General features: G+C 64.7%; 10 protein-coding genes. 5 read left to right on the plus strand and 5 right to left on the minus strand.

The window, feature by feature from the left end:
• From ASG57_RS22875 to ASG57_RS22885, 3 genes are read left to right on the plus strand one after another with little or no spacing between them, the layout of a single operon-like run.
• Positions 1–1,110 (plus strand): microcin C ABC transporter permease YejB, encoded by a 1,110-nt coding sequence (locus ASG57_RS22875; RefSeq protein ID WP_024340559.1) that lies wholly within the window; start codon positions 1–3, stop codon positions 1,108–1,110.
• The gene (locus ASG57_RS22880) at positions 1,110–2,291 is read left to right on the plus strand and encodes an ABC transporter permease (protein WP_024340558.1); all 1,182 of its coding nucleotides are present in this window, start codon (positions 1,110–1,112) and stop codon (positions 2,289–2,291) included. Before ASG57_RS22875 ends, ASG57_RS22880 begins: the two co-directional genes overlap by 1 nt.
• A 4-nt stretch (positions 2,292–2,295) precedes the next feature.
• A complete protein-coding gene (locus ASG57_RS22885; RefSeq protein WP_024340557.1) occupies positions 2,296–3,933 on the plus strand; it encodes an ABC transporter ATP-binding protein in 1,638 nt (545 codons plus the stop codon).
• A gap of 7 nt (positions 3,934–3,940) precedes the next feature.
• Here the strand turns inward: ASG57_RS22885 and ASG57_RS22890 are convergent, their stop codons facing one another.
• Positions 3,941–4,795 carry a C40 family peptidase gene (locus ASG57_RS22890; protein WP_024340556.1) on the minus strand — a complete coding sequence of 285 codons (855 nt, stop codon included), beginning with the start codon at positions 4,793–4,795 and terminating at the stop codon, positions 3,941–3,943.
• A complete protein-coding gene (locus ASG57_RS22895; protein ID WP_024340555.1) occupies positions 4,788–6,161 on the minus strand; it encodes a leucyl aminopeptidase family protein in 1,374 nt (457 codons plus the stop codon). The genes ASG57_RS22890 and ASG57_RS22895 overlap by 8 nt, the downstream gene beginning before the upstream one ends.
• Positions 6,162–6,687: 526 nt before the next feature.
• Between ASG57_RS22895 and ASG57_RS22905 the strand changes: the two genes are divergently transcribed.
• Both ASG57_RS22905 and ASG57_RS22910 read left to right on the plus strand, forming a co-directional pair.
• Entirely contained in the window at positions 6,688–8,190 is a 1,503-nt protein-coding gene (locus ASG57_RS22905; RefSeq protein ID WP_024340554.1) for a metallophosphoesterase family protein, read from the plus strand.
• Positions 8,191–8,283: 93 nt separating this feature from the next.
• Positions 8,284–9,111, plus strand: coding sequence for a tetratricopeptide repeat protein (locus ASG57_RS22910; protein WP_024340553.1), 828 nt, complete (start codon positions 8,284–8,286; stop codon positions 9,109–9,111).
• Positions 9,112–9,169: 58 nt separating this feature from the next.
• Here ASG57_RS22910 and ASG57_RS22915 read toward each other — a convergent pair whose 3' ends face one another.
• From ASG57_RS22915 to ASG57_RS22925, 3 genes are read right to left on the minus strand one after another with little or no spacing between them, the layout of a single operon-like run.
• Entirely contained in the window at positions 9,170–10,144 is a 975-nt protein-coding gene (locus ASG57_RS22915; protein WP_024340552.1) for a type II secretion system F family protein, read from the minus strand.
• A gap of 9 nt (positions 10,145–10,153) precedes the next feature.
• A complete protein-coding gene (locus ASG57_RS22920) occupies positions 10,154–11,131 on the minus strand; it encodes a type II secretion system F family protein (RefSeq protein WP_024340551.1) in 978 nt (325 codons plus the stop codon).
• Positions 11,132–11,148: 17 nt separating this feature from the next.
• Positions 11,149–12,618 (minus strand): TadA family conjugal transfer-associated ATPase, encoded by a 1,470-nt coding sequence (locus ASG57_RS22925; protein WP_024340550.1) that lies wholly within the window; start codon positions 12,616–12,618, stop codon positions 11,149–11,151.
• Positions 12,619–12,635 lie beyond the last annotated feature (17 nt).

Raw genomic sequence — 12,635 nt, forward strand, 5'->3', positions numbered from 1 at the left:
ATGAGCGCCTATATCGCCCGCCGCATCCTCCTGATGATCCCGACGCTGCTGGGAATCCTCTTTGTGTCTTTCGTCGTTGTGCAGTTCGCGCCCGGAGGCCCGGTCGAGCGCGTCATCGCCCAGCTCTCGGGGGCCGACACCGGGGGCACCTCGCGCATTTCCGGCGGCAGCGATTTCGCGCAGCGCGCGCCGGGGCAGGTCGGCGCCGGAGGCGATGCCATCAACTCGAAATATCGCGGTGCGCAGGGCCTTGATCCTGATTTCATCAAGAAGCTGGAAGCGCAGTTCGGCTTCGACAAGCCGGCACCGGAACGCTTCGCGCTGATGGTCTGGAATTTCGCCCGTTTCGATTTCGGCAAGAGCTATTTTCGCGATGTCAGCGTGATCCAGCTCATCAAGGAGAAGCTGCCGGTCTCGATCTCGCTCGGGATCTGGCTGACGCTGATCACCTATCTGATCTCGATCCCGCTCGGCATCCGCAAGGCGATGAAGGACGGCACCCGCCTTGACACCTGGACCTCGACCGTTCTCGTGCTGGGCTATGCCATTCCGGGCTTTCTGTTTGCGATCCTTCTCATCATCCTGTTCGCCGGCGGCTCGTTCTTCAACTGGTTTCCGCTGCGCGGGCTGACGTCAGACGGGTGGTCGGACTTTCCCTGGTACTGGAAGATCGTCGATTACTTCTGGCATCTGACGCTGCCGCTGATCGCCATGGGTCTCGGCGCCTTCACCACCATGACGTTCCTGACCAAGAACTCGTTCCTGGACGAGATCCGCAAGCAATACGTCATGACCGCGCGCGCCAAGGGGTGCAGCGAGAACCGGGTGCTGTACGGCCATGTCTTCCGCAATGCGATGTTGATCGTGATCGCCGGCTTCCCCGGGACCTTCATCCACGCCTTCTTTTCCGGCTCGCTCCTGATCGAGACCATCTTCTCGCTGGACGGGCTGGGGCTGCTCAGCTTCGAGAGCGTGCTCAACCGCGACTATCCCGTGGTGTTCGGTACGCTTTACATCTTTTCGCTGGTCGGTCTCGTGATCAACCTGATCTCCGACCTGACCTATATGTGGATCGACCCCCGGATCGATTTCGAGGCGCGGGAGGTCTGATGACGCTGGCCGCCCCAAGGACGCCGATCGAAACCACGGCGAAATCGCCTCTGGGCGGTTCGGTGCCGATCACGCGCAAGCCGTTCGCGCCTTCGCCGCTCAACAGGCGACGGTGGCAGAACTTCAAGGCCAACCGGCGCGGCTACTGGTCGTTCTGGATTTTCATCAGCCTGTTCGTGATCTCGCTGTTCGCCGAGCTGATCGCCAATGATCGGCCCTTCCTGATCAAGTTCGATGGCCGGCTCTATTGGCCCGCCTTCGTGACCTATTCGGAGACGGCCTTCGGCGGTGACTTCGAAACCGCGGCCGACTATCGCGATCCCTATTTGCAGAAGCTCATCAAGGACAAGAACGGCACAATCGTCTGGCCCCTGATCCGCTATTCCTACGATACTCACAATCTCGACTTGCCGACGCCGGCACCGTCGCCGCCGACCTGGATGTTGACGGAGAAGCAGTGTCGGCCGGTGGTGGAGAAGAAGGGGCTGAAGAGCTGCCGCGACCTCGAATACAACTGGCTCGGCACCGACGATCAGGGCCGCGACGTGGTCGCGCGATTGATCTATGGCTTCCGCATCTCGGTGCTGTTCGGACTTTGTCTCACCATCGTCTCGTCCGTCATCGGCATCGCGGCGGGGGCGGTGCAGGGGTATTTCGGCGGCCGGGTTGACCTGATCTTCCAGCGCTTCATCGAGATCTGGACCGCGATCCCTTCGCTCTATCTTCTCTTGATCCTGTCCTCGGTGCTCGTGCCCGGCTTCTTCGTGCTGCTCGGCATCCTCCTGCTGTTCTCCTGGGTCTCGCTGGTCGGTCTGGTGCGGGCCGAGTTCCTGCGCGGGCGCAATTTCGAGTATATTCAGGCCGCGCGGGCGCTCGGCGTCTCGAACCCGGTCATCATGTTCCGCCACCTGCTGCCGAACGCGATGGTCGCGACCATGACGTTCCTGCCCTTCATCGTGTCCAGCTCGGTGATGACGCTGACGGCGCTCGATTTCCTGGGCTTCGGCCTGCCGCCGGGATCGCCTTCGCTCGGCGAATTGCTGTCGCAGGCCAAGTCCAATGTGCAGGCACCCTGGCTTGGCTTCTCCGGCTTCTTCTCGGTTGCGATCATGCTGTCGCTGTTGATCTTCATCGGCGAGGCCGTGCGCGACGCCTTTGATCCGCGCAAGACGTTCAGGTAGTCCGATGGACGCGATCAACCAGCCCCTGCTCAGCGTGCGCGACCTTTCCGTGGCCTTCCACCAGGGCGGCGCCACCACGCTCGCGGTCGACAAGGTCTCGTTCCAGATCAAGCGCGGCGAATGCGTCGCGCTGGTGGGTGAATCCGGTTCCGGCAAATCGGTCAGCGCGCTTTCGATCCTGAAGCTCTTGCCTTATCCGAATGCCTCGCATCCCTCAGGCAGCATCCGCTTCAAGGGGCAGGAGCTGATCGACCGCTCCGAGCAGCAGATGCGTGAGATCAGAGGCAGCGACATCTCCATCATCTTCCAGGAGCCGATGACCTCGCTCAATCCGCTGCACACGATCGAGGCGCAGATCGGCGAGATCATCCAGCTGCACAACCCCACCAGCAATGCACAGGCGCGCAAGCGGACGCTGGAATTGCTAACGCAGGTCGGTATCCCCGAGCCCGAGACGCGGCTGAAGAGCTATCCGCACCAGCTCTCCGGCGGCCAGCGCCAGCGCGTCATGATCGCGATGGCGCTCGCCAACGAGCCGGATCTGCTGATTGCGGACGAACCGACCACGGCGCTGGACGTCACCGTGCAAGCGCAGATCCTGGCGCTGCTCGCCGAGATCCGCTCGCGTCTCGGCATGAGCCTGCTCTTCATTACCCATGATCTCGGCATCGTGCGCCGCATCGCCGATACCGTCTGCGTCATGAAGGGGGGCGTGATCGTCGAGCAGGGACCGCTCGAGCAGGTCTTCAAGGCTCCCAAACATCCCTACACCCGCGACCTGCTCGCGGCGGAGCCGAAACCCGATCCGGCGCCGCCGCAACCGAACGCGCCGGTGGTGATGTCGGCCAATGATCTGAAAGTCTGGTTTCCGATCAAGCGCGGCCTGATGCGAAAGACCGTCGGCCACATCAAGGCGGTCGACGGCGTCAGCGTCGCCGTGCGCAAGGGTGAGACGCTCGGCGTGGTCGGCGAATCCGGCTCGGGCAAGACGACGCTGGGCCTCGCGCTCTTGCGGCTGATCTCCTCGGACGGCCGCATCGTCTTTCTGGGCAAGGACATCCAGGGCCTGCGCTTCAAGGAAATGCGGCCGTTCCGACGCGACATGCAGATCGTGTTCCAGGATCCGTTCGGCTCGCTCAGCCCGCGCATGTCGGTCGCCGACATCATCGCCGAAGGTCTCTCCGTGCATCAGCCGCAGCTGTCGCGCGAGGAGCGCGAGGTGCGCGTGGTCAAAGCGCTCGAGGACGTCGGGCTGCAGCCGGACACCCGCTATCGCTATCCGCACGAATTCTCCGGCGGCCAGCGTCAGCGCATCAGCATCGCGCGCGCGATCGTGCTCGAGCCTGATTTCGTCGTGCTGGACGAGCCGACCAGCGCGCTCGACATGCTGTTCCAGGCGCAAATGGTCGACCTGTTGCGCGAGCTCCAGCGCAAGCGCGAGCTCACCTACATGTTCATCTCGCACGATTTGCGCGTCGTCGCCTCGCTCGCCAGCCATCTCATCGTGATGCGCGGCGGCAAGGTGGTCGAGGAAGGCCAGGCTGCCGAGCTGTTCAAGAATCCGAAGACGGATTATACGCGTGCGCTGTTCGCCGCCGCGTTCCGGCTGGAGACGGCCGGGAACTGGGCGGCGGCGACGTAGCGCCCCGTCAGAGCCGTTTGATCGCGACGACCTCGCTGCCGGCCTGCCTGATCCGCGCGATCGCGGGCTCGATCGGCTCGATGACCGTCGCCATATGATAGGCATTGGCATGAACCATGGTGCTGCCGTCGCGGACGATGGCGACATGGCCCTTCCAGAAGATCAGGTCGCCGCGCACCAGGCTGCCGCGCTCATCCGGCTCCAGCCCGCGCCCGAGGCCGGCCAGCTGCATGTCGCTGTCGCGCGGGCACCCGATGCCTGCCGATGACAGCGACACCTGCACGAGGCCCGAGCAGTCGATCCCGAGGCTGCTCTTGCCGCCCCACAAGTACGGCGTGCCGACGAAGCGCTCGGCGACGGCGACGAAATCAGACTCGCGCCGGTCGAGCGGCGCGAGATGCGTCCTCGGCAGGAACGTTCCTTCGCGCGTCACCGAGAAGACCCCTTCCTCGCGCACGATCGTGAGCCTTGAGCCGAGCACGAGCGTGTCCGCAGGCGGCAGCTTGATCGAGGGGCCGGGGAAGGCAAACGTGCGAAGTGCACTTACCTTGTGAGTCGGTGCAGCCGCCGGCTTCATCAATGCTGCATCCGGCAGCCAGCCGACATAGCCATCGCCACCGAGCTGACCCCAGGCCCAGCCCTCGCCGTTGCGGTCGTAGACCGTGACGCGCTCACCGCGCAGAGCCTCCGTCATCAGCATCGCGCTTGAGGACGGCTGCTCGCGCAGCGATGCGATCGCGTCGACCACCTCGAATTCCTCGCCGGTGACGAAGCGATCAGCCTGCACCTTGCCTTCAAGGTATTTCGCGGCGATGTCGCCCCGCGCCGGCGTCAGCCTTGGATCGCGTCCTGGATCACGCATAGCGCTCGCTCAAGAGTGCGTAGATGGCCCGCGCGGCCTGGCACTCGCCGCCCTCGGGCCGCGCCGGCTTCGCCGATGGCGTCCAGCCGTAGATGTCGACATGCAGCCAACTTTTGGCGTGCTCGACGAAGCGCTGCAGGAACAGCGCGCAGGTGATCGAGCCGGCGAAGCCGCCCGACGGGGCGTTGGTGATGGTCGCCGTCTTGGAGTCCAGCCAGGAATCGTAAGCCGGCCACAGCGGCATGCGCCAGAGCGGGTCGTTCTCCTTCACCGCGCAGCGCGCGACGTCGGCGGCCAGCGTCTCATCATTGGTGTAATAGGGTGGTAAATCCGGCCCCAGCGCGACGCGCGCCGCGCCGGTCAGGGTGCCCAGGTCGATCAGCAGGTCGGGTTTCTCCTCGTCGGCGAGCGCCAGCGCGTCGGCAAGCACGAGCCGGCCTTCGGCGTCGGTATTGCCGATCTCGACGGTAATGCCCTTGCGCGAGGTGAAGATGTCGAGGGGGCGGAAGGCATTGCCGCCGACCGCGTTCTCCACCGCCGGAATCAGCACGCGCAGCCGCACCTTCAGCTTCGCATCCATCACCATGCGCGCGAGCGCGAGCACGTTGGCGGCCCCGCCCATGTCCTTCTTCATGATCAGCATGCCGCTCGACGGCTTCAGGTCGAGCCCGCCGGTGTCGAAGCAGACGCCCTTGCCGACCAGCGTCACCTTGGGATGTTCAGGATCGCCCCAGCCGATGTCGATCAGCCGCGGCGCGCGGCTGGAGGCCATGCCGACAGCATGGATCAGCGGGAAGCCGGTCCTCAATTCCTCGCCCATGGTGCAGGTGAAGCTTGCGCCGAACTCGGTAGCGAGCGCCTGCGCGGCGGCGGCAAGCTCCTCCGGGCCCATGTCGTTGGAGGGCGTGTTGATCAGGTCGCGCGCGAGCATTGTGGCATCAGCAATGCGCTCGATCTCGGCCGGGTCGACGTCGTCGGGCGGCACCAGCCGGACCTCGGGGCGATCAGCCTTGCGGTAGCGGGCGAAGCGATAGCATCCCAATGTGAAAGCGAGCGCCGCCAGCCGCGTGTCATGCGGCGCATTGGCGAAGCGATAGGTGCCCGGCGGCAGAAGGCCGGGCAGCGCGCCGGGCCGGAACAGGTCGCGCGATCTTGCACCCTCATCCTCGAGGCCGAACAGCACCTGCGCAATCGTCCCGTCGGGCGCAGGCAGCGCCAGAGAACTGCCTGGCTTTCCGGCAAAGCTGCTGACGGTCGCGAACTGCCGTTGCACCGGCGGCAGCGTTTCGGCGACGCGATCCCAGCTCGATCTGGTGACGAAGGTGATCGGGGTGGCGGTGGACGATGTCTCGAAGACAGAAGGCATTGGCGGGTCCGGAGTCGTCAGATCGAGCGGGTTATGCAAACGGACGAGACTTCGCAGAGTTTCGCTGCCGCTGCAATCAGCTTTGCCGTCAAGCTGCCAGGTTCCGGGGCGCGGCCGCACCACTATCGAATCCTTGCGCTCCTTGCCGGCCGCTGGTCCTCCACTTCCATGACCGCTCCGTTCATGCGCGGTCTGATACGCCAGACAAGCGCCTTGACGAAATCCACAACCGGCCTGCCCCGGAAAAGTCGGTCGCGCGAGGCACAACCGCTGCAGATCGCACGAATCTCGCGCGAGCTGGCGCTGGAAGAGCACGGCCTCAGGCCTTTACTAGCGTATCGGTTGTGGCATTATCCGCGAACATTTTAGATTGTGTCCTTGCTGTATGCACCGAACGCAGATGCACGGCGGCACGTGGTGGCTACCTGCCCGGGCCCATTCTTTGGCCCTCCGGCCCGAACCTGTTTGTCGAAGCATTTCTCTCGCCCTTTAGGGCGGCGCAGCATTTGCAAATGAGCGGCGCAAAATGGATAGATCGTTCGTTATTGCGCATATCTCCGACCTGCATCTGGACGGGTCGGGCCGGCAGCTTGCGAGCATCGAGACACTCACGGCCGCGATTCGCGAGAAGATGGCGGGTGTCGCCGATGTCCCCGACCGTATCCTGCTGATCACGGGGGATCTGGTGGACGAGCCGACGCCGCGTGCGCTCGACGAGGCGCTGGCCGTCATTGCGTCCTTCAGGCAGACCGGGCTGTTCACCGACATCCAGGCCGTTGCCGGCGATCACGATGTCAAGCGCCCGAGCCAACGCGCAGGCCGTCACGACGCCTACGATTACCTGCATTTGCCGCGGGTCGCGAAGAACGTCTACTACCGGCAGGCCGGCCTCGACCTGGTGTTGCTCGATTCCAATCGCGCGAGTCTGATGACGCTCGCGAGCGGCAAGGTCGACGAAGGCACATACAGGACAACGGTCGCAGACTCCGCCCGGCTGAGCGCCGAGCTTGCGGGCAGCGTCGGTTCTGCAGGGCATGCCGATTATGCCGAGCCGGCGGAAAACCTTGTGCGTGTGCTGGCCCTGCACCATCATCCCCTGCCGCAGGCGACCGGCGAAGGAAAGCGCTTTCTCGGCGCGCCTGACGAGCCGCTGATGTACCTCGCCGCACCCGCCACGTTCCTCGAGGCCGCCACATCGCTCAATGTGGATCTGGTCCTGCACGGTCATCGCCATGTCGAGGGATTGACCCGCTATTCCATACCCGATCCGCGCGCGACGGGGAGCGAGAGCGATGAGGCGTTCTGGCGCACGATCTACGTGCTTTGCTGTCCATCCTCGACCGGTCAAGCCGGCGACGATGCCGGCTTCAACCTCATCCATTTCGGCCCCGCGGTCCGTGCCGGGGGCACGGAGCACCGCTTCTCGATCACCCGCTATTCAAGGTTACGCAACGATGCCGCCTTCAGGCCACTCGACTCGAACCTGCCGGACGGCGTCATCGGGTTGCCGGCTGGGCGGGACTTTACCCGTGATCCCGCCGTCCAGTCGACGATCGACGTTGCCTCATCCGTTTCGTTGAAGCGGGATCAGATCGCGGCGATCACCCGCCGGTTGTTCATGCGTCGAAGCTTCTATGATGAAGCCGAGCCGGACTGGCCGGCTGCGCTCTATACCTATGTCGTCTCGTCTCAAGCCTGGGCGGGCCTCGAAGGCAAGGTCGCGAGATCCAGGTCGAAATCCGTCATTGACACGCTCGCCGCGGTGAGAACGCTTCTCAGCCGATTGATCGAGCAGTCCGCCGACGTGCTCGGTATCGATCGCGCTCAGCTCGATGAACTCCATGGGAGGGGCTTGATCAACCGCGATGACTTTCTCCGCGAGCTGCCGAGGCTGTCTTGTGAGGGCACCGACGTTCGGCGGCGGGCGCGGCAGAGGCAGCGATTGCTTCGGGATCTCGACCAACAGGTGAGGGCGCTCGGCCTCGATCTGGACCTCGGCGGTGAGGTGCCGCCAAGTTCGCCACCGTAAGACGAGGGGGCGGGCGCGTTAACCGGCCGTTAGGGTTAACAGTCTATTGCTGGCGCGTTCGGCTCGATCAAGCTGCTCGAGAGTCAAAGCGTCATGCGTCCACGGATCAGACTAGCCCGGCTTCTTGCTTCCACGTCGCTCGTCGCGGCAGTGGCCGTGGGACTCGGCGGCTGCACGGCCATGTCGAAGCTCTCCGAAGCGACAGGCTCCGTCGGCCCCCGGGCCGAGGCGGCTTCCGCCGATCGTGCGCCGGCCGATCCAGCGCGCGCCGTCGAAGCCTATGGCGAGCGCTACCGGGCCAATCCCAAGGATGCCGACGCCGCGCTCGCCTATGGACAGGCCCTGCGCGCCAACGGTCAGCGTGCACAGGCCGCCGCTGTGCTCGAGCAGGCGACCATCGCCAATCCCGGCAACAAGGCGCTGCTGGCCCAGTACGGGCGCGCGCTCGCCGACAACGGCAATTTCAAGCAGGCCTTCGACGTCCTGTCGAAAGCGCATTCGCCTGACAATCCGGACTGGCGCCTGCTTTCGGTACAGGGCACCGCGCTGGATCAGATGGGCCGTCATGAGGAGGCGCGATCCTATTACGCGAGCGCGCTGAAGATCGCACCGGGTGATCCCGGCGTGCTCTCCAATCTCGGCCTGTCCTACATGTTATCGAGAGAGCTGCCGAAGGCCGAAGAGTCGCTCCGGCAGGCCTACGCCTCGCCGCGTGCGAGTGCCCGGGTGCGGCAGAACCTCGCCTTGGTGATCGGCCTCCAGGGCCGCTTCGCGGAAGCGGAGAGCATCGTGAAGGCGGACCTGCCACCGGACGAGGCGGCGGCCAATGTCGCCTATCTCAAGGACATGCTCAGGCGCGGCGACTCCCCGCGCGGTGCACCGAAGCGGACGCCGATCGCTTCGCTGAGCCAACCCGATTGATCAGGTCCGATCGTCTCGCTCTGGCCTGAGCGGCGAACGCGAGGCTCGCCGCCGATTCTCATTGCATCTCCGAGATCTTGATGCCGGTCGGTCCGAGAATGACCACGAATAGCACCGGCAGGAAGAACAGGATCATCGGCACTGTCAGCTTTGGCGGCAAGGCGGCGGCCTTTTTCTCCGCCTCGTTCATGCGCATGTCGCGGTTCTCCTGTGCCATGACGCGCAAGGATTGACCGAGCGGGGTGCCGTAACGTTCCGCCTGCTGAAGCGCGAGACACACCGATTTGACGCCTTCGAGCCCGGTGCGCCGTGCCAGGTTCTCATAGGCGACCTTGCGATCCTGCAAATAGGAGAGCTCGGCCGTGGTCAGAGTGAACTCCTCCGACAGTGCGATCGACTGGCCCACGATCTCGGTCGCAACCTTCCGGAACGCCATCTCGACGGACATGCCGGATTCGATGCAGATCAGGAGCAGGTCGAGCGCGTCGGGAAAAGCCCGCTTGATCGAGAGCTGGCGTTTGGAAATCGCATTCTTGAGGAACAGCATCGGGGCCTGGAGGCCGAGATAGGCCGCGCCGACGCAGATGCCGATCTTGATCGGCATCGGCTGTTCCAAGCGCGCGATCAAGAAGACGTAGAGGACCGAGCCGATCAGGAGCACGATCGGGGCGACCATGCGGGCGAACAGGAAGGTGATATAGGGTGCCTGGCCGCGGTAGCCGGCCATGATGAGCTTGTCCCGAGCAGCTTCCTGCGCCAGCCACTTGGTCAGGTTGAAGTCTTCCACCACCTTGGAGACGAGTTGCTTCGGCGTCTGCCGCAGCGAGACCTTTTCGCTCTTGTGGAGACGCTCACGCTCGCGCTGCCGGATGCGCTCACGCTCGCTCGCGACCGCTTTCATGCGCTTGGAGAGGCCCTCGCCGGCGAACAACGGCATCACCAGCGTGTACACGGTGGCGCTGGCGGCGATGGCCGCGAGCAGCATCGTCATGAAGCGGACGTCGTGCAGTTTTGAGACGAGGAATTCGACCATACGGCACCGTCAGAAATCGAAGTTGATCATCTTCTTCATCACCATGATGCCGATCGACATCCAGATGACGCAGCCGACCAGCATCAGCTGTCCGGTGGGATGGGTCCAAAGAAGCGAGATGTATTGCGGTGTCGTGAGGTAGACGAGGAACATCACGATCGGAGGCAGCGAGCCGATGATGCCGGCGGAAGCCTTGGCCTCCATCGACATCGCCTGGATCTTCTCCTTCATCTTCTTGCGGTCGCGCAGCACCTTGGAGAGGTTGCCGAGCGCTTCGGAGAGGTTGCCGCCCGACTTCTGCTGGATCGACACCACGATGCCGAAGAAATTGGCCTCCGGCAGCGGCATGCGTTCGTAGAGCCGTGCGCAGGCCTCGCCCAGCGGCATGCCGATCGCCTGCGTCTCGATGATCGTCAGGAACTCGCTGCGCAGCGGCTCGGGCGCGTCGGCGGCCACGACCTTGATCGATTCGAACAGGGGCAGGCCCGCCTTGATGCCGCGGACGATCACGTCGACCGCGTCCGGCAGCGCAGCCAGGAACTTGGCTTCGCGACGGTTTTTCAGGAAGCCGAGTGCCCAGCGCGGCAGGCCGAAACCGCCGGCAAAAGCGAGGCCGGCGGCGCCGATCAGGCCGCCGCCGGCGAACAGAGCGCCTGCAAAGAACACCCCGGCCACGACGGCGGACACGATCCAGAACTTCTGCGGCGTCCAGTCGAGTCCGGCCTGCGACAGGCGCACGCTGAGCGGCACGCTCTTCTCTTGCGCGCGTCTCGCCTCCAGGTCCTTGAGCGTCGTCTCGACCTGCTCGCGGCGCGAACGCTGGGTCTTCTCGGCCTGACGGGCCGCGGGCGCCTCGGCGCGCGCGACCGAGGCGCGCCGGCTCTCCGCCTTCCGTTCTCCCGACAGCAGCGGATAGAGGAAGACCCAGGCGATGCCGCCGACCGCCGCGGTGGCAAGGAAGGCGAGAGCGAGTACCTGCATGTTCATGGCGGCGCTGACCTGCTTTAAGTCTTCGGAGCGACTTCCGCCGCATCGAGCGCGGCGGCAAGGCGCTTCTCTTCGCCGTAGTACCGGGCGCGTTCCCAGAACTTGGGGCGGCCGATGCCGGTCGAGCGGTGCCGGCCGATGATCTTGCCGTTGGCGTCCTCGCCGACCATGTCGTAGAGGAAGATGTCCTGGGTGATGATGGTGTCGCCTTCCATGCCCATCACCTCGGTGATGTGGGTGATGCGGCGGGAACCGTCGCGCAGGCGTGCGGCCTGGATGATGACGTCGATCGAGGCGCAGATCATCTCGCGAATCGTTCGCGAGGGCAGAGAGAAGCCGCCCATCGTGATCATGGATTCGCAGCGGGACAGCGCTTCGCGCGGGTTGTTGGCGTGCAGCGTGCCCATCGAGCCGTCATGGCCGGTGTTCATGGCCTGGAGCAGGTCGAAGGCCTCGGGGCCGCGGACCTCGCCGACGATGATCCGTTCAGGGCGCATACGCAGGCAGTTGCGCACCAATTCGCGCATGGTGACCTGGCCCTCGCCCTCGATATTGGGTGGGCGGGTTTCCAGCCGCACGACGTGGGGCTGCTGCAGCTGGAGCTCGGCAGCGTCCTCGCAGGTGATGACGCGCTCGTCGTGCTCGATGTAATTCGTGAGGCAGTTGAGCAGCGTGGTCTTGCCGGAGCCGGTACCGCCGGAGATCAGCACGTTGCACCGGACGCGGCCGATGATCTGGAGGATCTCGGCGCCCTCGGGCGTGATCGCGCCGAACTTGACGAGCTGATCCAGCGTCAGCTTGTCCTTCTTGAACTTGCGGATGGTGAGTGTGGGGCCGTCGATCGACAGCGGCGGCACGATGGCATTGACGCGGGAGCCGTCGGCGAGACGTGCGTCGCAGATCGGCGAGGATTCGTCGACGCGCCGGCCGACCTGGCTGACGATCCGCTGGCAGATGTTGAGAAGCTGCTGGTTGTCGCGGAAGCGGATGCCGGTGCGCTGGATCTTGCCGCCGACCTCGATGTAGACGGTGTTGGCGCCGTTGACCATGATGTCGGCGATATCATCGCGTGACAACAGCGGTTCGAGCGGGCCGTAGCCGAGGACGTCATTGCAGATGTCGTCGAGCAGCTCCTCCTGCTCAGCGATCGACATCACGATGTTCTTGATCGCGATGATCTCATTGACGATGTCGCGGATTTCCTCGCGCGCGGATTCCGAATCGAGCTTCGCGAGCTGGGCGAGATCGATGGCTTCGATCAGTGCGCCGAAGATGGTCGCCTTGACCTCGTAGTAATTGTCCGAACGCCGGCTCTCCATGGCCGGAGGCGGCGGGGCCTTGGCAGGAGCAAGCGGTGGCGAGGCGACGGCCGGCGGCGGCGGGGCGCGCGGCACCGTCGGCGCCGGAGCCTGGGAGGGCTCGGGCGACACGGCGCCGGGCTTGGGCGCCCGAAAATCGATGTCTGTTCCGCTACGCTTACCGAACACTTAACAACTCCATGCGG

The sequence above is a fragment of the Bradyrhizobium sp. Leaf396 genome (assembly GCF_001424605.1).
GTDB classification, from domain to species: domain Bacteria; phylum Pseudomonadota; class Alphaproteobacteria; order Rhizobiales; family Xanthobacteraceae; genus Bradyrhizobium; species Bradyrhizobium japonicum_C.